Source organism: Paraburkholderia largidicola, assembly GCF_013426895.1.
In the GTDB taxonomy this organism is placed as follows: domain Bacteria; phylum Pseudomonadota; class Gammaproteobacteria; order Burkholderiales; family Burkholderiaceae; genus Paraburkholderia; species Paraburkholderia largidicola.
In genome coordinates, this window is record NZ_AP023175.1 from 2,259,516 (window position 1) to 2,281,745 (window position 22,230).

The following is a 22,230-nucleotide window of genomic DNA, read 5'->3' on the forward strand; positions in this document are numbered from 1 at the left end:
TCAATTCCCTTCGAAAATGGCGGTGCCTGGGCCGGCGGCATCGAAGGCCTCCAGTCCACGCTTGAGATCTTGCGACGCCCACACGGGCTTTTGCAGTTCGAACATCGCTTCGTCGGCGGCAGCAAGACCTTCGTTGACCGCTACCCGTACCAGTTGCTTGGTCGCGGCATGCGCGATGGTCGGACCAGCGGCCAGTTCCTGCGCAACGGACAGTGCGACTTCATCGAGTTTGTCGTCGGGCACGACGAGATTGATCAAGCCCCAGCGTTCGAGCGTCGCCGCGTCGTAACGGCGGCCGAGCATCGCGAGTTCTTTTGCGCGTGCAGGGCCGGCCCGCATCACCTGACGCTGGATGCCGCCGAGCAGCGGATGCAGGCCGAGCGCGACTTCGACGGATCCGATCCTGGCCGATTCGGCGACCACGCTGAAGTCGCAGGCAAGCGCCACTTCGAAGCCGCCGCCAAGGCATGTGCCGTTCACTGCGACAACGATCGGAATCGGTAGTGTCTCGAAGCCGCGAAGCACCTCAAGCGGATCCATCAGTGCCTGGCCTTGCCTCGCAATGCGATCCGGGAAGAGCGACACTTCAGCGCCGGCCGAGAAGTGCCGCAGGCCGCTGCGCAGCAGGATCGCGCGCGAGCCGCGTTTCACCGCCGCGTCGAACTCATCGAGTAGCGCGCGGTACAGCGTCGGACCCATCAGGTTATGCGGGCGACGGTTCATCGTAAGAACCGTCACATGACCTTTGAGTTCTGTCTGAACAATTGCTTCGTCCATTGTTGCTCCATTTATCGGATTCAAGTGTTTTCCGAGTTGATGTTAACAAGCATAACATTGAGATGATGTGTTGCCAGTCGCGTTTCCCCTGGCCGCTGCCCAGATCCGGTGACTCAATGAGTCAGGCGTGGAGAGAGTCGTTTCTTTGTGGTTGGAAAGACGGGCGGGGGAGGGACTCGACTATTCGAATGCGTTGCAGCGCAGGTCGGAGTGTCGAATTGATGGCATAACGAATGAAATAAAAGATCCTTCTGATCGACTCGGCGCATGAGCCGCGCCCGCGCTGTCATAAGTGCGGGCGCTCCCGATAGCCTTCAATGAGCGTTCAATAGTCGATGCCCGCGACAACGCGCGCGTCCCTTTCGGCACCATCCCCAAGTACGGCCAACGCCTCCTGATAAGCCTCACTCTGGAACGTGGCGAGAGCCTGTTCAAAGCTCGGAAATTCCACTACGACCGTCCGTTCCTTCAGGCCCGCTTGGAACGCGACGACCTCTCCACCTCGTACCAGAAACTTTCCGCCCGCCGCTTTCACGACCTCTGTCGCGAGGACACCATATGCCGCGAGCTTGCTTGCATCATGGACCGCTCGATACGCCGCTACCCAATATCCCTTTGCCATTTCGCTTCCTCGGTTGAAGATAACTCAACAATAGTAACACCGTTAACATGAAGTTCCATGAGGGTTATTCCTGGCCCAAAAAGCGTGTGCGGAAATAGTGTTAACGGTGTTAGCATAAAGTCACACGATGACTCGATGCCATCCATTTCACGGAGAACTTCATGCCGTACACGAGTATCAATCCTGCCACGGGCGAACTGCTCGCCACCTACGACGATATATCCGACGAGTTGCTCGAAGCGAAGCTCGCTGCCGCGCAGCGCGCCTTTGAAACCGACTGGCGCCGCCGTCCGGTCAACGACCGGGCACGCATCGTGTCGCGCGCGGCGGCGCTGCTGCGGGAAAAAGCGGTCGAATATGCTGGCTATCTGACGCTCGAAATGGGCAAACGCAGCGCTGAAGCGCTCAGGGAAGTCGAATCGACGGCCAGCATCCTCGATTACTACGCGAAGCACGCACAAGCCTATCTCCAACCGCGCCCGCTCGCAGAAGCGCCGGGCGCGGCGGTGCACATCGAGCCAATCGGCGTGTTGCTCGGCATCGAGCCGTGGAATCTTCCGTACTACCAGATTGCGCGAGTGGCCGGGCCGCAACTGATGGTGGGCAACGTCCTGCTGCTCAAGCACGCCGAAAACGTGCCGCAATCGGCGTTGGCCTTCGCGCGACTGTTCGAGGAAGCAGGTGCGCCCGAAGGCGTCTATACGAATCTGTTCATCTCGATCGAGCAGGCCGGGCGTGTCATCGAAGACCCGCGTGTCCAGGGCGTGACGCTGACGGGCAGCGAGCGCGCCGGGGCCGCCGTCGCCGAGCGTGCCGGCCGCAACCTGAAGAAAGTCGTGCTCGAACTGGGCGGCAGCGACCCCTTCATCGTGCTGGAGGATGCGCCGCTCGACTGGGCAATCCAGAGCGCGGTGGCGGGCCGCATGTTCAATGCGGGTCAGCTATGCGTCAGCTCCAAGCGCATCATCGTGGTCGGCAAGGCACGCGGCGACGCATTCCTTGATGGTTTCGCAACGCGTATGGCAGCGCTCGAAGCCGGTGATCCGACCGATCCGGCGACGGCCGTCGCGCCCGTCTCGTCTGAGCGTGCGCTCAATCTGCTGCTCGAACAGATCGATCGCGCGACATCGCATGGTGCGCGCGTCGTGTGCGGCGGCAAGCGCGTCGAGCGCCCGGGCTTCTATTTGCAACCGACTATTCTGACCGATATCACGCCGCAAAATCCGGTCTTTACCGAAGAACTGTTCGGCCCGGTCGCCGCTTTCCACGTCGTCGACGACGAAGCCGCCGCGATTGCCCTGGCCAACGGCACGCCATACGGTCTCGGCGCGTCGGTGTTCACTGCGGATACCGAACGCGGCGAGCGGGTCGCGGCGCAGATCGACAGCGGCATGGTGTTCGTCAATCAGCCGTTCGGCACGTCGGCGGAATTGCCGTTTGGTGGCGTCAAGCGTTCAGGTTTTGGTCGGGAGCTTTCTCAGCTGGGCTTCGACGAGTTCGTCAACAAGAAGCTGATCAAGGTAGCGCCTGTCGGGGTAGGGCCGTTCGGCCCCGCGCGGGCCGCCTGAACGGGGTGCCTGACACGGCGCCCATCGCGAAGCGCACGATTGGGGCGCTTCATTCATATTTCTTTTGAACGAACACCATGACAAGCAAGACGATCATCAGTTGCGCAATCACTGGAAGCGACGATACGCCGCGGCTGAATCCTGCAGTGCCCGTTACGCCCAGGCAAATCGCCGATGAGGCCATTGCCGCATGTGAAGCCGGTGCGAGCATCGCTCATATCCACGTACGTGACCCCAAGACAGGCGTCCCGAGCACCGAGCTGTCGCTCTATAGGGAAGTCGTTTCGCGTATCCGCGATAGCGGGTGCCCGATATTGATAAATCTGACGACGGGCCCCGGCGCACGCTTCATTCCCAGCGACGAAGACCCGAACCGGGGCAGCGAATTGAGTACGATGATGACGCCTGAGGCACGCGTGCGGCATGTGATCGAATTGCGTCCGGAAATCTGCACGCTCGACGTCGCCACGATGAACTTCGGCAATCGCGCGTTCGTGAACGTGCCCGATCATCTGGTCAAGATGGCAACCTTGATCGAGGAAGCCGGCGTGAAACCGGAGATCGAGGTATTCGATCTCGGGCATGTGCGCCTCGCGCGCCACCTGATCGAAACGCACGGGGTTTTGCAGGCTCCGCTGTTCCAGTTATGTCTTGGCGTGCCATGGGGCGCGTCAGCGGACACCGAGAGCCTTCTTCAGATGAAACGGTATCTGCCCGAGAACGCGCGCTGGTCGGCGTTCGGCATCTCGCGGGCCCAATTTCCGGTGGTGGCGCAAAGCGTGATTCTTGGCGGCAATGTCCGAGTTGGCCTCGAGGACAATCTTTATCTCGCCAAAGGGGAACTGGCGCCGGGAAACGCGGCGCTGGTCAAACGCGCGGTCAATATCATCAAAAGCATCGGCGCGGACGTCGCAACGCCCGACGAGGCTCGCGGCATACTTGGGCTTCCCCGTCGCCAGTAGAGCGGCCTGGTTCTGCAGGAACATTGTGTTGCGAAGCAACTTGAGTTCTAACCGGTAGCCTGTCTTTGGACTACCGATACCGCCGCCTCCGCTCATGTCAACGCGAGAGGTTTCGATGTTCTGACATGAGCAATGCGGCATCTATTGATGTATGGAGACAACAATGCCTTTGTGGAATATCTATCACCCGGTCGGTGCTTACACGGCAGAGGAAAAGCACGAGATGGCCAACCGCATCGCGGACATCTACATCATTCCGCGCTTCTACGTAGGTGTCCTGTTTCATGAACAGCCGAAAGACTCGTTCTTCATGGGAGGCGAGTCACGATCCGACTTTGTACGAATCAGACTGGACCAGTTCGCGAGGCACATCGCCAAGGACCCCGAGTGGACGGCGTCCTGGCTCCGCAAGGCGAATGCGGCGATCGCGCCATTCGTCCAGGATCGGGGCTACCACTACGAGTTGCACGTCGGCGAAACGCCGCGAGAACTGTGGTTGATCGACGGCATTCGACCGCCGCGGCCTGATACGGACGCTGAGAAGAAATGGAAGCTGGAAAACTGCGTGTCGCCTTATGATCCGAGCGAAGGCTGAATGCGGCGGTTTCGTTAGAAGCGATTCAGACGCGAAGCTTGACAGTCTGCGGTGAAGGCCTGGCCGTCACCGCAGTCTCGAGGTCCTATCTTGCCTTTCACATAGCGAGCGACATGGCAGTCAGACAGGCGCCATTCCGTGCTCGATTTTCACTCGATCTCCATCTGCCGAAGCGAGATGGTTCAGGAAAGCGCGAGCTGCTTCCTGTCGTTCAGACGTTGCGCAGATTGCCGCGGAAAAGACCGTGACAGCCTGGATCGTGGCGGGGAGCATGCCTATGATGTCGATTCCGGGTTGGTGGACGAGTTCACTCAGCTGCTGAAAACCGAGCTCGACCTTTCCCTCAGCGATAAGGCTGCCCACAGGTACGCCGGGCCGCGCTTCGACGATACGATCCGCGATGACGTCGGCAATACCCCATTGACGAAGCAGATTGATGATATGCGTGCCGCTCGGTCCCGTTGAATACCCGATAGTCCGGGCGCGCAGCACGGCGTCGCGTACTGCAGACCCGGAACTGATATCTCGACGTGGCTCACCGTGTTTAATGGCGACAGCCACCTCCGAGCGGGCAACATCGACGCGGCTTCTTGAGACGATGTGACCATCCCGCTCCAGCCGGTCGAGTGCATCGGATGCAAGAACGACAACGTCGAAACGCTCGCCTTCCTGAATGCGTCGAGCCGCTTCAACGCCGCCTACCGACACAATCGAAACACGCTGCCCGGACGTCGCTTCGTATGCATCCGCGAGCTGCGTCAACACATGCCGCGTGGCCATCGACGATATGACGGTCAATGAAACGCGCGAAGTATCAGTCGACATACTGGCCTCAATCAGTCGATATAACGGAGGCCGGCCTGCTTCAACGGTTCCCGCATGTTGTACATGTCGAGTCCCAGAACACCGGAAGCGAGCTTGGCGCGCTTTTCTGCTTCCAGCGCTTCCCGCGCGCTCGCCTTATCGAGTACTGCTGCAGCGGCAGAAGCGGGGACCGCGACCACACCGTCGAAGTCCGCGACGATCACATCGCCAGGCGAAACGAGTGCGCCGGCGCAAATCACAGGAATATTGACCGAGCCGACCGTTGCCTTGATCGTGCCCTTCGAAGAGATCGCCTTGCTCCAGACGGGAAAGCCCATCTCTTCGAGCACTTTTACGTCGCGCACGCCGGCGTCGATGATGAGGCCCGTTGCGCCGCGCGCCTTGAAGCTCGTCGCCAGCAGGTCGCCGAAGTAGCCGTCGGTGCAGTCTGCCGTGATGGCGGCAACGACCAGGTCGCCGGGCTGAATCTGTTCAGCGGCAACGTGCATCATCCAGTTGTCGCCCGGATGTAGCAGGACCGTGACGGCTGTACCGCACGCCTGGGCGTGAGGGTAGATCGGGCGCATGTACGGCTTGAGCAGGCCCGTACGACCCATTGCCTCGTGAACGGTGGCCGAGCCCAACGCGCCGAGTTTGCTGGTGACTTCCTTGTCCGCGCGTTTGATGTTGCGATAGACAACGCCCATTTCATACATAGTCAAACTCCCTTTGCCTTGAGGGCAGCGTCAAGACGCGGATAGACACGCCGCGCGTTGCCCTCGTAGATCTTGTAGCGGTCCTCTGCGTCGATGGCCGCTGCCTCGACATAACGTTTCGTGTCGTCGTAGTTGAAGCCCGTCTCCGGGTCGATGCCACGCACGGCACCAATCATTTCGCTCGCGAAGAGAATGTTCTCAACGGGTATCACGCGCGTCAGCAGATCGATGCCCGGCTGGTGATAGACGCAGGTGTCGAAGAACACGTTGTTCAGCAGATGGTCCTTGAGCAGCGGCTTCTTCAATTCCTGTGCAAGCCCACGGAAGCGCCCCCAGTGATAGGGCACAGCACCGCCGCCGTGCGGGATGACAAAGCGCAGCGTCGGGAAATCCTTGAACAGATCCGAAGTGAGGCACTGCATGAATGCGGTCGTATCCGCGTTCAGATAGTGCGCACCGGTAGTGTGAAAGCACGCATTGCAACTGGTGCTGACGTGAACCATCGCCGGGATGTCGTATTCGACCATCTTCTCGTAGATGGGATACCAGTACCGGTCCGACAGCGGCGGGCTGGTCCAGTGACCACCCGACGGGTCCGGGTTCAGGTTGATCGCGACATTGCCATACTGTTCGACGCACTTCACCAGTTCGGGGACACACGTCTTGATATCGACGCCGGGACTTTGCGGCAGCATCGCTGCCGGAATGAAGTTGTCCGGGAACAGTTCGCTCACGCGAAAGCACAGCTCGTTGCAGATGGCTGCCCACGTGCTCGATACCTCGAAGTCCCCAATGTGATGCGCCATGAAGCTCGCGCGTGGACTGAAAATGGTCAGATCGAGGCCACGCTCACGCATCAGTCGAAGCTGGTTGCTTTCGATCGATTCCCGCAATTCATCATCGCTGATGCGGAGTTCGGAAACGTGCGGCATGTCGGCCGGATTCTTGATGCCGGCGATCTGGCGGTTGCGCCAGGCTTCCAGCGCTTTCGGTGCTGTGGTGTAGTGCCCGTGAATGTCGATGATCATCGTTGCTGTCTCTGTCAGTGCGGTGGCTGGGAGTCCCTGTGGTCTATTGCTTGGGCGACCCGGACTTGTCCCACGAGAGGTTTTGACTACCCTTGCCGGCTACCGAATAAAGCGCACCGGGCGCGTTGCGGGTCTTCTGGAATGCTTCGAGTGTTTCGCCACGCATGGCGGCGTAGATATGCAGATTCGACACGCCCGTGACGGCGCCGAGCTTCTCCAGCATGAAGAAGATGACGCCGTAGTGGAGCAGTCCGCGCCAGTCGCGCCGGCGAAGCAGATCGCGTTCCTGTTCGGTCAGGCCCGCCGCCTCGAAGCTCGCTTCTTCGTCGCGCTTGAACGCTTCGCGATGCTCGGGTTCGACCATGCGATGCAGGTAATCGTTGATGCGGTACGCGCGCACGGCCATCTCGATCGAGAACGGATACGTGCCGTCGAGTTTCTCGACATTGGTCAGTTCGACCGCCATCTTCTGGCGATGCCGCTCGACGATAGCGGGATTGGGCTCGCTATCTTCGCCTTCATAAATCGCCGTCGCGATGCCTGCCATCGACGGCAGGTAATAGCTGCGATGCTTGCAGACCACGTTCGACGACAGCGCGCCGCGCATCGTGAGCCACATGACGACTTCCGCGCCTTCGTAGCCGCCGAGTTCCGCATACTCGGCGATCGTCATGTTCGCGAGTTGCTCGGGGTCGCGCTCGAACAGGTCGAGGAAACGCTGGTCCCATTCCGTGTTATTGAAGCCGGCGCGTTCGCCGTGCACCTGGTGGGACAGGCCACCCGTCGCGAGAATCGCAACCTTCAGGTCTTCCGGATAGCTTTCGATGGCGCGGCGCAGCGCCTGACCGAGTTTGTAGAAGCGCCGCGCGCTCGGCACGGGCAGTTGCAGAACGCCCATCTGCAGCGGAACCAGCTTGACCGGCCACTCGGGCTTGTGCGGGCACAGCATCGACAGGGGCGAGAAGCAGCCGTGATCGAGCGCCTTGTTCTGAAAGAACGACATGTCGAACTCGTCCGTCATCAGCGACTTGCCGATGTGCGCCGCGAATTCCGGATGCCCCTTGATGGCGGGCAGATCGCGGGCGCCGCCGCCTTCGTCTGCGACCTGCCACTGCTCGCCGACGCCGAGCGCGAACGCCGAATAGTGATCGAAGAAGAACGACGTGACGTGGTCGTTGTAGATCGTCACCAGCACGTCGGGGCGCTTCTCAGCGAGCCAGTCCGCCAGCGGCGCGAAATTCTCGAAGATTGGCGCCCAGACGGGATCGTCCCGCTTGTTCTTGTCGAACGCGAAGCCGATAGTCGGAGTATGTGATGCGGCAAGCCCGCCGATGATTTTTGCCATAGCCGTAAGTCCCGTGACACGCGTCGCTTCGCGTGACGGTCTGTCAACGAAGCAAATCCCGCATTGAATAAACGCATGAGATAACAGCGGGCTCTGGCGTGTCAACCGTGGTTACACGGCCAGTTATGAGGTCTTCAGGCTGGGAGACGGGCGCGAAGCACGGTCGGTAAAGCGGTCGGCCGACCGGGGAAAATTTCTTACCGATAAATATTTTAGATACCCACTCCGCGTAAAAGCAATGAGGAAAGGGGAGCGCCGGTTGCGCGTCAGGCTCGATCAGAGGACCTGGCGCATCGCTACGCCCCCATTTCTGCTTAACGTTGCGAAAGTTGCTGCGTCACTTCAACCAGACGGGCTCCGACCAACCGGACCTCGGTGGCCGCTTTTTCGTCGGAGAGATGACCCGTTTCGGTAAATGCCAGATGTGCGGCGCCAAGAGAAAATCCTTGCGGAATGACGATGGCGCCCAGCTTCTCGAGCACCCCTCGCATGCCGAGCATCGAACGAACGCCACCCATCGGTCCAGGCGACGCGGATACCACGGCGGCCACCTTCTTTGCGATTAGCGGGATTCCGGGTTCACCACTCGCAAGAGGTCGACTGATCCAGTCGATCGCGTTCTTGAGCGACGCGGTGTATCCGCCGTTGTGCTCGGGCGATGCAACCAGCAGGGCGGTGTGTTCCGCAAACAGTCGCTGCAGATCTCTCACGCTGTCAGGCACACCGTGCCCGGCTTCGAAGTCGCCTTCATACAGCGGCAACCGGTAGTCCGCCGACGAGATAAACGTAATCTCGCCGCCGGCCTCATGCGCGCCGCGCGCCGCGATGTTTAGAAGTTTGCGATTCAATGAATCGCGGCGGCCGCTGCCGCATAGGGCAAGAACTTTGATGGTCATGATTCTGAGGAGAAGATGTAGAGAACAGCGAGGGGAAAGCATGTGGGGGACGTGACGCGGCCAATGGCCCGACAGGCCATGACGATGACGCGCGTCAGTTCTATTCGTCTAGCCCGGCGAACAGGGCGAACTGATCGACGGATTCACGCGGAATCTGGAGCTGGTTCACGATGGAATCGTCATCCGCATAACCTAGAGACATTCCACAGACCACCTCGTGGCCACGTTCAAGCCCAAGATGGTTTGCAATGACAGTCTGATAACGCGCGAACGAGACCTGCGGGCATGTATGGAGTCCGCGAGCGCGCGCCGCAATCATGACGGTTTGAAGGAACAGCCCATAGTCGAGCCAGCTGTACTTCTTCATACAGGCATCGATCGTGAAAATCATGCCGACGGGCGCGCCGAAGAAATCGAAGTTTCTGCCTGTTGCCCTGGAGCGCGCATCGACGTCCGACTTGTCGATACCCAATGCGCCGTAATAGCGCACACCGAAATCCTCTTGCCTCGAACGGAATGCGGCGGGTAAAGGTTCCGGCATATGTTGCAGCGGCGGATGCGTTTCATCCGCATGGGCACGCGCTAGCGCGTCGCTGAATTGCCGTTTGACCTGGCCGCCCAGCACATGAACACGCCACGGTTGCGTGTTCGAATTGCTGGGCGCAGTGCGCGCGACATCGAGAATGGCAACGACGTCTTCTTTCGAAACAGCGTCTGGACGAAAGACCCGAACAGCTTTCCGCGATCGGATAGTGGCGTCGACAATATAGGCGTCCGAATTCATTTAGGACCGGTCTCCACGGCTTGAACATGTCAAGCCAATGATGACACAGGCAATGCACGGACTGCGGTGAAAAAGCTGCAAGACCGACTTGCAGCAGATGGGATTTGGCAGCCAGCGTCTAAAGCGGCACGGTGCTCATAAAACCGCCTCCGCGACAAGTTGCAACGCAGGCGCGAGCTTCAGATAAACCTCCGGGCGTTCGAGCGCATAGGTCAGATTCCTTTGCGCGATCTGCACGTGCTCCGTCGCCAGCGACTGCGCGCGCATGCCTTCGCCTCGTTCCATCGCCTGCACGAGGCTGTGATGCTGCTGATGCGCCATGAACAGCCATTGACGGCCTTCGTCGATGGCGGACTGCATCGGCAACATCGCGCTTGCGGCGGCGAACGGCAGACGGTTGTTCATGTCGATCGCGCGGATCAGCGCAGCGTTTCCCGAGCCTTCGACGATCAGCTTGTGGAACCGGTTGTTCATGTCCGTATAGGCGGCGTAATCGTCGAGGTCCAGTTCGGACTTGGCGAGCAGCCGGTCGCCCCCGCGCAGACATTCGTTCAGCGCATTCGATAACTGGCGCGGCACGCCGTGTTCGGCCACGAGGCGAGCAGCCATGCCTTCGAGATGGCCTCGCACTGCGATGGCGTCGGCGATTTCCGCGGCGGTGATGCGCCGCATCACATAGCCGCCCGCCGGCGACGGCTCGACAAGGCCTTCCTGTTCTAGCGTGGTGAGCGCGAGCCGGACGGGCGTGCGCGATGCCTGCAACCGCTCGGCGAGCGCCACTTCGCCGAGGCGCTCTCCGGGGGCGAATTCGCCCTTCAGGATCAGGTCACGCAGATACACCAATACACGTTCTTGCTGGGATTCCATTTCACTCTCCGGTGCCCTTCGCCGGGTCAGGCGCGGGGGACTTCGTGCGTCTGATTGTAGGGCATGCGAGGCGGAACAGGACCGAAAACTTTGGATGTGCACGTGTGTATGTTCTTGATTGTATGCAACTAGCGATGAAATGCGATTTGGCGCTCGAAAGCATCTGTGCCAGGGAAAATCCTGGGATCCGCAGATAAAGCGATGCAAAACAACAAGATACGCGAATTTTCTCGCAAGATTATGTGCTCATGCATATCTGTGGGACGCTTTACGGTGTATGCAATTGTTGCGTTTGTGAATTCTTCAACCTATTCTTCGTGCTCATCAGAGGCTTCATTGCATACAGCAATTCGCCTCATGCATTCAGGTCAACCGGAGACAAGCCATGATGAGTTCCCAGCAAAACGACACGATTACGCGTGTTGGCAAAGGCACGCCCGCCGGCCAGCTACTGCGCAACTACTGGCAGCCCGTGGCGCTCGTGGAGGAATTGCCAGCGCAGCGCCCCGTCCGCGCGGTGCGGCTGATGGGCGAGGATTTCGTCGTATTCAAGGACGAGCAGGGTCGCTACGGCATGCTCGATCGCGACTGCCCGCATCGCGGCGCGGATCTGGCGGCGGGCCGGCTCGAAGCGGGCGGCCTGCGCTGCGCGTTTCACGGCTGGCTCTTCGATGTCAACGGAAGCTGCCTGTCGACGCCCGGCGAACCCATTGGCAGCACGCTCTGCAAGAAGGTCCGTCAAAGCGCGTATCCCGTGGTCGAGCGTAGCGGCATCCTGTTCGCCTACATCGGCGGCGGCGAGCCGCCTGCGTTCCCGAACTTCGACTGCTTCGCCGCGCCGGGCGAATACACGTTCGCCTTCAAGGGGCTGTTCGAATGCAACTGGCTGCAGGCTCTCGAAGTCGGCATCGATCCCGCTCACGCTTCGTTCCTGCATCGCTTCTTCGAAGACGAGGACGTGAGCGACAGCTACGGCAAACAGTTTCGCGGCGCGTCGGCGGATTCGGATATGCCGATCACGAAGGTGCTGCGCGAATACGAGTCGCCCGAGATTCTCGTCAGTCCGGCCGACTATGGGCTTCGGCTGATCGCGAAGCGTCCGCTCGACGATACGCAGACGCACGTGCGCGTGACCAACGTCGTGTTTCCGCAGGCGTTCGTGATTCCGATGAGCGCGGAGATGACCATCACGCAATGGCACGTGCCCGTCGACGACGAGAACTGCTACTGGTACGCGATCTTCACGAGCTTTGGCGCGCCGACCGACAAGGCGCAGATGCGCGCGCAACGGCTCGAACTGTATGAACTGCCCGACTACACATCGCGCAAGAACAAGCGCAATCACTACGGCTTCGATATCGACGAGCAACAGACGCAGACGTACACGGGCATGGGCTTCGACATCAACGTCCACGACCAGTGGGCCGTCGAATCCCAGGGCGCGATCCAGGACCGCACGCGCGAGCATCTGGGCACGACCGACAAGGGCATCATCGCGTACCGGCGCCTGCTCGTCGATGCGATCGAGAAGACGCGCGCCGGCGAGAAGACGCTGATGATGATCGACGAACAGCAGGCGGCGCATCTGACGGGACCCGCGTCGATCGACGGCATTGGGCCCGCCGACGGCTGGGACGACTACTGGAAGGCATCCGACGTCAAACGTCGCGATGCTGCGCCGTGGCCCGCACCGAAGGCTTGAGGACGGTTTCCGCAATCACAATGGAGCGCGCGGCCGTTCAACTGCCGCGTGAAGCACGATGTCTTTTGTTGAAAACCATGGTTTGTGGACGGACGCGCAGCATGTCGCGTACGCGGAACTGCTCGAACGGCTGAAGAAGAGCGACATGCAAGTAGTCCGCTTTTCGTTTCCCGATCAGCACGGACTGCTGCGCGGCAAGACGCTCGTCGTCGACGAGGCGATCAGCGCATTCAAGAGCGGCGTCACGCTGACGAGCACGCTGCTCGCCAAAGATACTTCACACCGCACGGTGTTCCCGGTATTCACGGCAGGCGGCGGCTTCGACATGCCTGAAATGCAGGGCGCCTGCGATACGTTGATGGTCGCCGACCCCGAGACCTTCCGGATTCTGCCGTGGGCGCCGCACACGGGCTGGGTGCTGTGCGACGTCTATTTTCCGAACGGCCGACCCGTGCCGTTCGGCACGCGTCATCTGTTTCGCCATGCGCTGGAGCAGCTCGGCAATCACGGTTTCGAATTCGTGTCCGGTCTCGAAGTCGAGTTCCATGTCTTCAAGGTCACCGATCCGAACATGAAGCCCGAGCATTCGGGACAGCCGGGCATTCCGCCCGATGTCGAGCTGCTGTCGCATGGCTATCAGTATCTGACGGAACTGCGCTACGACGCCGTCGATAACGTGATGGAGATGCTCCGGCGCGGTATCGACGGGCTCGCGTTGCCCGTACGCTCGCTCGAAGTCGAATACGGCCCGAGCCAGTTCGAGTTCACGTTCGCGCCGACCCGAGGCATCAAGAGCGCCGACGACATGATTCTGTTTCGCAGCGCGGTCAAGCAGATCTGTCAGCGCAACGGTTATCACGCGACGTTCATGTGTCGCCCGCGCATTCCGAATGTCGTGTCGAGTGGATGGCATCTGCATCAGTCGCTCGTGCATAGCGCGGACGGCAGCAACGCGTTCATGCCGTCCAATACGGACGCGCCGCTCTCGATGGTCGGTCAGCGGTATCTCGCGGGCTTGCTCGCGCACGCGCAGGGCGCGGCCGCACTGTCGACGCCGACCATCAATGGATATCGCCGCTATCGGCCGTATTCGAATGCACCCGATCGCGCGAACTGGGGTCGTGACAATCGCGGCGTGATGCTGCGCGTGCTGGGCGGACAAAACGATCCCGCGACGCGCATCGAAAACCGCGTTGGCGAACCGGCTGCGAATCCGTATCTGTACTTCGGCTCGCAGGTGCTCTCGGGGCTGGACGGAATCCGACGCAAACTCGAACTGCCCGCCTCCGCGGATACGCCCTACGAAACGCAGGCCGATGCATTGCCTCGCACCTTGAGCGATGCGATCGCCGCGCTACATGCCGACGAATCGCTGCGAGAAGGATTCGGCAGCGCATTCATCGACTACTTCTGCAAGCTGAAGGAAGCGGAGATCAACCGCTTCAATCTGGAAGTCACCGAGTGGGAACACCGGGAGTATTTCGAAACGTTCTGATGGCGTTCCCATCGAGGAGAGAAGTCATGCCTATCGTCACCTACATTCTGCGCGACGGCGATCGCCGCGAGATAGACGTACCCGCTGGCACCAGCGTGATGGAGGCCGCGATTCACGGCAACGTGCGCGGCATCGATGCCGAATGCGGCGGCTGCCTGTCGTGCGCGACGTGCCATGTTTATATCGATGCATCGTCGACAGCGAACCTGCCGTTGCCCGACGACTCGGAACTGGAACTGCTCGACGGCGTCGCCGCCGAGCGGCGTCCCGAAAGCCGGCTGAGTTGCCAGCTCGTCATGGTGGCTGCGATGGAAGGACTCGTCGTCCGGATTCCGCCCAGGCAAGGGTGACATCATGAATAACACGCTTGTGGTTGTCGGCGCGTCGTACGCGGGCGTCCAGCTCGCGGCGTCGGCCCGCGAACTCGGCTTTGACGGCCGTATCGTGCTGCTCGGCGACGAACCCGATGCGCCGTACCAGCGTCCGCCGCTGTCGAAGGGGTTTTTGACGGGCAGTTTTGCAGAAACGCGTTTGCCGCTGCGTTCGCAGGCATTTTTCGACGAAGAGAAGATCGAGTGGATGCCGTCGACGCGCGCCACGCACATCGACCGCGAGCGTCGTGAGATCGAACTGCATGACGGCTCGCGCATCGCGTATCGCCACCTTGCGCTGACGACGGGCGCCCGGGTACGCAAGCTCGATTGTCCCGGCGCGACACTTGGCGCCGTTCATTACTTACGCGATCTGCGCGACGCACGGCGTCTCGCGCAAACCGCGCGTACGACACGGCGCGCCGTCGTGATCGGTGGCGGCTATATCGGTCTCGAAGCGGCAGCATCGCTGCGTCAGCAGGGACTCGATGTCACGGTGGTAGAGACGGAGCCGCGTCTGCTGGCACGCGTCGCGTCGCCGTGGCTGTCCGGCTTCATGCTGCGTGCTCACATGGAGCATGGTGTCGTGTTCGAATTCGGCCGCAAGGTGGTCGCGCTGCACGACGCGGATGGGAGCGTATCGGTTGAACTCGATGATGGGCGGCGACACGTTTGCGATCTCGTCGTAGTCGGCATCGGCGTGATTCCGAATACCGAACTCGCCGCGGATTGCGGGCTGAACGTGGCGGGCGGCGTCATGGTGGACGCCTGCGCGCGTACCAGCGACCCGTCGATCGTCGCCGCCGGCGATTGCGCTTCGTTCGTCCCGCACTGGGCGCCGCCTGGCGCGAGTGCATGCCGCGTCGAATCCGTGCAGAACGCCAACGATATGGCAAAGACGGCAGCGGCAACGATCGTCGGGCGGCCGGAGGCGTATCGCGCGCTGCCCTGGTTCTGGTCCGACCAATACGATCTGAAGCTGCAGATGGCCGGCGTGAACGCGGGTTTCACTGACTACGCGATGCGCGGTTCTGTCGAAGACAAACGTTTCTCGCTCTTCTACTTTCGCGACGACAAGCTGATCGCCGTCGACAGCGTCAACCGGCCGCAGGACCACATGTTCGCGCGGAAGGTGCTCGCGAACGGCGCGCGAGTGTCGCCGGAGGCGGTACGCGATCCCGCATTCGATCTGAAAGCGCTCGCGAGCAGCGACGTGCACGCCGTTCGGGGAGTCGCGCAATGAGCGCTGAAAAACCCGGCCGTCCGCTTGTCGGCGTGGTATGTGATCGCTACTTCATCGGTGAACACGACCAGCATGGCGCGAAGCACAGCTATGTCCGCGCGCTGATGTTTAACGCGAACGTCAGTCCTGTGTTGATTCCGGCATCGCGCGAGATCGAAGCGGCGGAACCTTATCTGGATGGCGTTAGCGGCTTGCTGTTTCCGGGCGGCGCATCGAACGTGGAGGCGCACAGATATGGAGGGGAAACAGGTCGCGACATACTCGCCGATCCCGATAGAGATCACGTCGCGCTGAACCTGATGCGCGCTGCGGCGGCGCGCGGCATGCCCATGCTCGCGATCTGCCGCGGCTTCCAGGAAATGAACGTCGCCTTTGGCGGCACGCTCCACGCGGATATTCAAGCGTCGGGTCTTTCGCAAGATCATCTCGAAGACCTCGCGGAAGATCTGCCCACCCGCTATCGATACCGCCACGACGTCGAACTCACGCCTGCTGGCATGCTGTCGACGCTCGCCCATGCGCAGTGCGTGCGTGTGAATTCGTTGCATCGGCAGGGCGTCGACATGCTTGCGCCGCGGCTTGTCGTCGAAGCTCGCGCGCCCGACGGCCTGATCGAAGCGTATCGGCTGAACGGACACGACTTCGCGCTCGGCGTGCAGTGGCACCCCGAAGTCATGACACAACACGATCCACTGTCACGTTCGATCTTCGAAGCATTCGGCGCAAGTTGCCGCCGGTATCGTCAGGCGGCACGGCCCGCAACCGATCATCATGAGGGTTAGGAGCATGTCAGCGGATCGCATCGACCTGAACCTGCTGCGCGTATTCGACGCGATTTTCGAAGACCGCAATCTCGCTTTGGCAGGCAAGCGCCTGAATCTGAGCCAATCCGCGATCAGCCACGCGCTGGGACGCATGCGGCAGGTGCTCGGCGATGACCTGTTCGTGCGCACGGGCAAGGGCATGGAGCCGACGGTGCGCGCCGTCGGCATGGCCGCGCAGGTGCGTGGGGCGCTGGCGCAGATCAGGGCGGCGCTGGGCGTAGATGCATTCGATCCGCGCGTCGCGCAACGCAAGTTCGTCGTCGCGGCGAACGACTACATCACGTCGCTGGTGCTCGGGCGTCTCAGTCAACGGCTGCGCGCGGAAGCGCCGCTCGTGGACCTGGTGATCCGTCCATCGACGCGGCTCGATCTCGCCGGGCAGATCGACGTCGGCCGGATCGACGTGGCGATCGGCATATTCGCGGACGTGCCGGCACGCTTGCGCTCGGCGCAGTTGTGGGAGCAGACGGATGTGGTGCTGCTCCATCGAGACCACCCCATCGCCGAGCGCGCCGTTACGCGCGACGATCTGCTCGCTTATCCGCTCGTCGCGATCTCGCAGGGCGGCGAGGAAGAGGGCGCGGTGAGCGGCTTTATCGTCGAGCGCGGGCTGGCGCGGCAATCGGAGATGTTCAACCGCGACGCGCTCAACCGCGCATTCGCCGACGGTGGCGACGTGCCGCGCATGCGCATGTCGGTCGCGCATTCGCTCGCGATTCCCGCGCTGCTTCGTCATAGCGACATGCTCGCGCTCGTGCCGTCATCGCTTGGCCGTGAGCTGGAGCGTTACGGCGAACTGAAAATGTGCGCGACGCCATACGAGTGTCACAACGCTGCCGTGCGCGCCGTCTGGCACGAACGCAACGACACGGACCCCGCGCTGCAATGGTTGCGGCACCAGCTTGCCGATGTCGCGCGGCAGGTTCGCACCTGTTGACCCGGACCGTGCAAGATCGGTATGCAAACAATTCACTGCGCGCGCGCCATGGCGCGCCGCCTCGTCAACGTCGTCGAAACGGCCTGAAAACATAGGTCTTCTTGATTCAACCCGAACGTATCGCGCGATCTTTGCCACGTCGCGCGACGGACAGGTGCGCGCCGTGTGCGTGCTTCGCCGGGTTGTTGGCCCTATTTGGCGCTCTTAATCTTGGCCCCCGATCGATCGGCGAGGCACGCAGCAATGGCTGACGTGGCGACGCCGGCAGTTCAATCCCATCAGTGAGGATGCAATGGAAGAGACCCGGACTGTCGATGTACAAGCGCTCATCAACGAGCACCCTTTCTCCCGCTTTCAATGGCTCGTCTTTGCGATGTGCTTCGTCATCGTGCTGATGGACGGCTTCGATACGGCCGCAATCGGTTTTATCGCGCCTTCGCTGCTGTCGGAGTGGCATATCGGCAAGGCTGCGCTCGCCCCTGTGCTGAGTGCCGCGCTCTTTGGGCTCGCGTGCGGCGCGTTGCTTTCGGGGCCTCTGTCCGACCGATGCGGGCGACGCCTCGTGCTGACCTTCTCCGTGCTGCTGTTCGGCGTGGCGTGTTTCGCTTCCGCCTACGCGCAGGATCTGAGCGCGTTGACGACACTGCGTTTCGTCACCGGCGTCGGACTCGGCGCCGCGATGCCGAATGCCGTCACGCTGATGAGCGAGTACTGCCCCGACGGCCGGCGCGCCACCATCGTCAATCTGATGTTCTGCGGATTCCCTTTGGGCGCCGCTTTGGGTGGATTTCTCGCGGCGTGGATGATTCCGCAGTTCGGCTGGCGCAGCGTTCTGCTGCTTGGCGGCACAGTGCCGTTGCTGCTTGCCATCGTGCTCGCGTTCCGGTTGCCGGAGTCGATCCGCTACATGGTGGCGCGGCAGCAACCGGTAGAGAAGATTCGCAAGGTGATGGTTCGCATCAGTTCGGATGCGCGTGTTGCACAGGCTTTCGTCATGCAGGAAACCGTCAGGCATGCACCGGGGAGCGGCGGCATTCGCATCGTGTTGTCGCGTTCGTTCCTGCTCGGCTCCGTGATGCTTTGGCTGTGCTATTTCATGGGCCTCGTCATCTTTTACGGACTGGTCAACTGGATGCCCGTTCTTCTCAAGGATGCGGGACTGAGCCCGCAACGCGCGGCGCTCGTGTCGGCGCTGTTTCCGCTGGGCGGCGTGGGTACGGTGCTGTGCGGCATGCTGATGGACCGTTTCAATCCCAATCGCGTCGTGGCCGCCGCTTATGCATTCGGTGCGATCAGCGTGTATGCGATCGGCCAGGCAGTCGGCGATATCGGCTTGCTGATGTGCGCGGTGTTTATCGCCGGTGTGCTGGTGAATACCGCGCAGGCGTCGATGCCCGCTCTCGCGGCAGCGTTCTATCCAACGGCGGGACGCGGCACGGGTGTCGCGTGGATGCTTGGTGTGGGGCGCTTCGGCGGAATAGCGGGTTCGTTTCTCGTCGCCGAGTTGTCGCGGCAGCAGGTCAGTCTGCCGGGCATTTTCACGGTCGTTGCGGTTGCGGGCGCGGTAGCGTGTGCGGCTCTGCTGATCAAGCAGGCGACGTGTTCGAGCGCGGGCGTGCCGGATGTAGCGGATGGCGAATCGCTCGCGCACTAGCGGCGAACTGTTGAAACGGTATGTGATTATTGCGAGCCTCTGTTGAGGCTCGCAGTGCGTTTACCGTTCAGTGTGCGGGTGGGTCGATGTCGTAGGCAATACGTCCCGATGGCAAGAAGAACAGCGCGATCACCGCCCCGCCTTTTGCCTCGGGAAAGTGATGGCTTCCCGGCGCGGGCGCAGTCCAGCCGCCGTAGCACCATCCGCTGGGACCGGCGAGCGCGGCGCCTTCGTTGAGCGGCACGACGAGATTGAACTCGCCATAAGGGTGCGAGTGGTAGTCGCCGCGAAATGCGTCTTCAGGATTGTTCTGCCCGTTGTCCGTACTGTCCATCAGCACCGCCGTGATGCTGAAATAGAACGTTTCCGCACAAGGCGCGACGAGCCGCGCACGCCGGTACTTCGAACCGGAAATCTCCACATCGGCGGCCCAGCCTTCTTTCACGCCGAGCGTGATGAGGCGGGCGAGATCCTTGTACAGATCGCTATCGACGCCGTACTTCGTGTTCAGCCATTGCTCGACCTCGACGCCTGTGGTCATGTCTTTCACTTCTTCGAGAAATGGCAGACAGCGTGCGACGAGCTGGTCTTTGGTGCTTGTAGTGGGGGTTTGAGACATTCCGTATCCTCCGTGGATTGTGAGTGCCTTGCACGTCTTCTCCGGCGCGGCAATGCACGCTTGCCGATGTGCTTGATGGCCGTTTCAAGATGCCATAGCCATACCACTCGAAGAAGCGAAACTATTGCAACTTCACAATGCACGTTATGCATAGTGCGGTCGTGCATCTTGAACAGCGCGAGACGGATTGCGCGCTATCGCGTGCAAGCCCGGGTTGCCGATGTTCCAGGGCGTGTTGTGAGAACATGCCGGTCCACAATGGTTACTGCATCTTTAGGCTATGCATTTCACAGGCTCCGATTTCTGGCGATTCCTTCCTCTCATTCACGCCGGTGTCTTTGGTGCAACGGCAGTAGTCGGACGCGTGTTGATTGCGCGGACGAACAGACATGAAGCCGTGTCGTTCTCGCGTGGCAAATCGGTACGAGACTTTGTTGCGCGCTGCTTCTATGTGTGGCTTCCCGTCGTCGACGGGTTGTTTCTGGTGTTCTACGGCATCACTGGCGAACGCGGACAACTCGTCGCGCAAGCGTTCGACAATGAGTGGACGCGATGGGTTGGCGTCGTGTGCATGGCGGTTGCGCTGATATGGGTGATTTGCGCTCAGGCCACGATGGGAACCGCGTGGCGAATGGGCGTCGATAGTCGCACGCGAACCGAACTGATCACGACAGGTCCGTTCGCACTGTCGCGCCATCCCATTTACCTCGGTATCCGCGCAACGATACTGGGTCAATTGCTGGTGGTGGGAACATGGCCTGTGCTATTGATCTGGGCATTGTCCGAGTTGCTCGTTCAGATTCAGGTCAGGTTCGAAGAAGAGCACATGTTCCGGTTGCACGCGCAACGGTACGCCGACTACTGTTCGCGAGTCAGGCGCTGGCTTTGATGTGCGAATGCTTTGACGCGTTACGCTCACCGATTCGGCTCGTTCAAGATTGGATTGAATACATTTCACGTTCGGATTTTTCATCGCGCCACGTCTGCGCATCATCTCCGCATCAGTAGATTTATCCCGCGTATCGCGTTGTTGATAGAAGAATTCCCAACTACTCGATTTGAATTCGAGTAGCAAAATTCTTTCGCTTTTTCCTCGTCGCTTCGATCTGCATCGAGATGTCGAGGTTTTCCCCGTTGTTGTTTTTATTGTCCAACCCTAAGCTCGCCTGGCATGCACTCATCCGGATGCGATTCAGTTCGGTATCCAGAATAATGATTTGCGGTCAAGGAGACCTCATGAAATACGGCAGGGTTGTTGTATTGGCAGCAGGGCTTTTCAGCGCGTCCGCATTTGCGCAAAGCAGCGTCACGCTCTATGGCGTGCTGGACACGGGCATCGAGTATGTTTCCCACGCAAACGCCGCAGGCGATCATGTCATTCGTATGCCGGGCATCACGGGAGAATTGCCTTCACGCTGGGGAATGCGCGGCGCCGAAGATCTTGGCGGCGGACTCAAGGCCGTATTCATTCTGGAAAGCGGATTCAATCTGCGCGGCGGCGATTCGGGGCAGGGTGGCCGGCTGTTCGGGCGACAGGCACTCGTCGGACTCGAAGGGCCGTGGGGTTCACTCACGTTCGGCCGTCAATACACGATGTCGTACTGGGCGATGTCGGATGCCGATATTCTCGGGCCGGACATTTACGGCATCGGCGCGCTGGATGCATTCTTGCCGAACGCGAGAAGCGACAACACGGCCGTCTATAAAGGCAAGTTCTATGGATTCACATTCGGCGCGTCCTGGTCGTTCGGACGCGACGGCGCGGGGACGGGCAATTCGCCAGGGCAGGGAACCTGCGCAGGACAGGTGCCCGGCGACGTGAATCAATGCCGCGAATGGAGTGCAATGCTGAAGTACGACGGCACCTACTTCGGCGTGGCCACAGCGTACGACGAACAACGCGGCGGCACGAATGCAGCAGCAAACTTCTTCGACGGCGTCGCGCCGTTTCCGATTGCCGGCAGCGGCGACAAGGATGCGCGTCTGCAGGCGAACGGCTATGTGAACGTTGCGGGGGTAAAGCTGGGCGGTGGATGGATCGGCCGCCGCGTCGAATCGAACGGACCGGGCGGCGACGTGCGCTCGAATCTGTTCTACCTCGGCGCGCAATACTACGTGACGCCCGTGTTTGCCGTCGATGGAGAAGCGTACCGCGTCATCGTGCAGCAGCAGGACGCGCGCGCGACGCTGGCGAGTCTGCGCGCCACTTACTTCCTGTCGAAGCGGACGGCGGTGTACGGCAACGTCGCGTACCTGTGGAATAGCGCACACGCGCGCTATTCCGTCAGCGCGGGTGGCGGCGGCACGACGCCCGCAGCGGGCGTCGGCCAGCTCGGCGCGATTGTCGGTGTGCGGCATTCGTTCTGATTGATGAGGCTGCCTGCGACGTCAATCTTCGTCGCAGGAATCCGTTGCGGCCGG

The 22,230-nt window shown here is 61.0% G+C and carries 22 protein-coding genes; 12 read left to right on the forward strand and 10 right to left on the reverse strand.

Annotation, left to right across the window (positions count from 1 at the left end; translation table 11 throughout):
- Both PPGU16_RS26750 and PPGU16_RS26755 read right to left on the reverse strand, forming a co-directional pair.
- A complete protein-coding gene (locus PPGU16_RS26750; RefSeq protein WP_180723394.1) occupies positions 1–777 on the reverse strand; it encodes an enoyl-CoA hydratase/isomerase family protein in 777 nt (258 codons plus the stop codon).
- Between the two features lie 325 nt (positions 778–1,102).
- Entirely contained in the window at positions 1,103–1,399 is a 297-nt protein-coding gene (locus PPGU16_RS26755) for a DUF1330 domain-containing protein (RefSeq protein WP_180723395.1), read from the reverse strand.
- 161 nt (positions 1,400–1,560) lie between these two features.
- Here PPGU16_RS26755 and PPGU16_RS26760 point away from each other — a divergent pair, with 161 nt between their 5' ends.
- The 3 genes from PPGU16_RS26760 to PPGU16_RS26770 all read left to right on the forward strand — a co-directional run bounded on the left by PPGU16_RS26760 (position 1,561) and on the right by PPGU16_RS26770 (position 4,524).
- Positions 1,561–2,967: an NAD-dependent succinate-semialdehyde dehydrogenase gene (locus PPGU16_RS26760; protein WP_180723396.1), complete on the forward strand. Its 1,407-nt coding sequence runs from the start codon at positions 1,561–1,563 to the stop codon at positions 2,965–2,967.
- Between the two features lie 77 nt (positions 2,968–3,044).
- Positions 3,045–3,929, forward strand: a complete 885-nt coding sequence (locus tag PPGU16_RS26765) for a beta-keto acid cleavage family enzyme (protein WP_180723397.1) — start codon at positions 3,045–3,047, stop codon at positions 3,927–3,929.
- A gap of 163 nt (positions 3,930–4,092) precedes the next feature.
- Positions 4,093–4,524, forward strand: a complete 432-nt coding sequence (locus PPGU16_RS26770) for a tautomerase family protein (RefSeq protein WP_180725221.1) — start codon at positions 4,093–4,095, stop codon at positions 4,522–4,524.
- 120 nt (positions 4,525–4,644) lie between these two features.
- On the opposite strand, the gene PPGU16_RS26775 is transcribed toward PPGU16_RS26770, so the two are convergent.
- From PPGU16_RS26775 to PPGU16_RS26805, 7 genes are all read right to left on the reverse strand, one after another.
- Positions 4,645–5,349 (reverse strand): substrate-binding domain-containing protein, encoded by a 705-nt coding sequence (locus PPGU16_RS26775; protein WP_180723398.1) that lies wholly within the window; start codon positions 5,347–5,349, stop codon positions 4,645–4,647.
- A gap of 11 nt (positions 5,350–5,360) precedes the next feature.
- On the reverse strand, positions 5,361–6,044 hold the full coding sequence (gene ligK / locus PPGU16_RS26780) for a 4-carboxy-4-hydroxy-2-oxoadipate aldolase/oxaloacetate decarboxylase (RefSeq protein ID WP_180723399.1): 684 nt from the start codon (positions 6,042–6,044) through the stop codon (positions 5,361–5,363).
- 2 nt (positions 6,045–6,046) lie between these two features.
- Positions 6,047–7,072 carry an amidohydrolase family protein gene (locus PPGU16_RS26785; RefSeq protein WP_180723400.1) on the reverse strand — a complete coding sequence of 342 codons (1,026 nt, stop codon included), beginning with the start codon at positions 7,070–7,072 and terminating at the stop codon, positions 6,047–6,049.
- Positions 7,073–7,115: 43 nt separating this feature from the next.
- Positions 7,116–8,417 carry a gallate dioxygenase gene (locus PPGU16_RS26790; RefSeq protein WP_180723401.1) on the reverse strand — a complete coding sequence of 434 codons (1,302 nt, stop codon included), beginning with the start codon at positions 8,415–8,417 and terminating at the stop codon, positions 7,116–7,118.
- 314 nt (positions 8,418–8,731) lie between these two features.
- The gene (locus tag PPGU16_RS26795; RefSeq protein WP_180723402.1) at positions 8,732–9,313 is read right to left on the reverse strand and encodes an NADPH-dependent FMN reductase; all 582 of its coding nucleotides are present in this window, start codon (positions 9,311–9,313) and stop codon (positions 8,732–8,734) included.
- Positions 9,314–9,413: 100 nt separating this feature from the next.
- Positions 9,414–10,097, reverse strand: a complete 684-nt coding sequence (locus tag PPGU16_RS26800; RefSeq protein ID WP_180723403.1) for a nitroreductase — start codon at positions 10,095–10,097, stop codon at positions 9,414–9,416.
- Positions 10,098–10,232: 135 nt separating this feature from the next.
- Entirely contained in the window at positions 10,233–10,964 is a 732-nt protein-coding gene (locus PPGU16_RS26805; protein ID WP_180723404.1) for a GntR family transcriptional regulator, read from the reverse strand.
- A 385-nt stretch (positions 10,965–11,349) separates the two neighbouring features.
- Between PPGU16_RS26805 and PPGU16_RS26810 the strand changes: the two genes are divergently transcribed.
- The 7 genes from PPGU16_RS26810 (at position 11,350) to PPGU16_RS26840 (ending at position 19,190) form a co-directional block, all read left to right on the forward strand.
- The gene (locus PPGU16_RS26810) at positions 11,350–12,666 is read left to right on the forward strand and encodes an aromatic ring-hydroxylating dioxygenase subunit alpha (RefSeq protein WP_180723405.1); all 1,317 of its coding nucleotides are present in this window, start codon (positions 11,350–11,352) and stop codon (positions 12,664–12,666) included.
- A gap of 58 nt (positions 12,667–12,724) precedes the next feature.
- Positions 12,725–14,161: a glutamine synthetase family protein gene (locus PPGU16_RS26815; protein ID WP_180723406.1), complete on the forward strand. Its 1,437-nt coding sequence runs from the start codon at positions 12,725–12,727 to the stop codon at positions 14,159–14,161.
- A gap of 26 nt (positions 14,162–14,187) precedes the next feature.
- Positions 14,188–14,511 carry a 2Fe-2S iron-sulfur cluster-binding protein gene (locus PPGU16_RS26820; protein WP_180723407.1) on the forward strand — a complete coding sequence of 108 codons (324 nt, stop codon included), beginning with the start codon at positions 14,188–14,190 and terminating at the stop codon, positions 14,509–14,511.
- Positions 14,512–14,515: 4 nt separating this feature from the next.
- The gene (locus PPGU16_RS26825) at positions 14,516–15,775 is read left to right on the forward strand and encodes an NAD(P)/FAD-dependent oxidoreductase (RefSeq protein WP_180723408.1); all 1,260 of its coding nucleotides are present in this window, start codon (positions 14,516–14,518) and stop codon (positions 15,773–15,775) included.
- Positions 15,772–16,557: a gamma-glutamyl-gamma-aminobutyrate hydrolase family protein gene (locus PPGU16_RS26830; protein ID WP_180723409.1), complete on the forward strand. Its 786-nt coding sequence runs from the start codon at positions 15,772–15,774 to the stop codon at positions 16,555–16,557. The genes PPGU16_RS26825 and PPGU16_RS26830 overlap by 4 nt, the downstream gene beginning before the upstream one ends.
- A gap of 4 nt (positions 16,558–16,561) precedes the next feature.
- Positions 16,562–17,536, forward strand: coding sequence for a LysR family transcriptional regulator (locus PPGU16_RS26835; RefSeq protein ID WP_180723410.1), 975 nt, complete (start codon positions 16,562–16,564; stop codon positions 17,534–17,536).
- Positions 17,537–17,828: 292 nt separating this feature from the next.
- A complete protein-coding gene (locus tag PPGU16_RS26840; protein ID WP_180723411.1) occupies positions 17,829–19,190 on the forward strand; it encodes an MFS transporter in 1,362 nt (453 codons plus the stop codon).
- Between the two features lie 67 nt (positions 19,191–19,257).
- Here PPGU16_RS26840 and PPGU16_RS26845 read toward each other — a convergent pair whose 3' ends face one another.
- Positions 19,258–19,809, reverse strand: a complete 552-nt coding sequence (locus tag PPGU16_RS26845) for a 4-hydroxylaminobenzoate lyase (RefSeq protein WP_180723412.1) — start codon at positions 19,807–19,809, stop codon at positions 19,258–19,260.
- A 397-nt stretch (positions 19,810–20,206) separates the two neighbouring features.
- On the opposite strand from PPGU16_RS26845, the gene PPGU16_RS26850 reads away from it, so the two are divergent.
- Together PPGU16_RS26850 and PPGU16_RS26855 are read left to right on the forward strand one after the other, a co-directional pair.
- Positions 20,207–20,698, forward strand: a complete 492-nt coding sequence (locus tag PPGU16_RS26850) for a methyltransferase family protein (RefSeq protein WP_238268201.1) — start codon at positions 20,207–20,209, stop codon at positions 20,696–20,698.
- A 347-nt stretch (positions 20,699–21,045) separates the two neighbouring features.
- Positions 21,046–22,176, forward strand: a complete 1,131-nt coding sequence (locus tag PPGU16_RS26855) for a porin (RefSeq protein WP_180723414.1) — start codon at positions 21,046–21,048, stop codon at positions 22,174–22,176.
- Positions 22,177–22,230 lie beyond the last annotated feature (54 nt).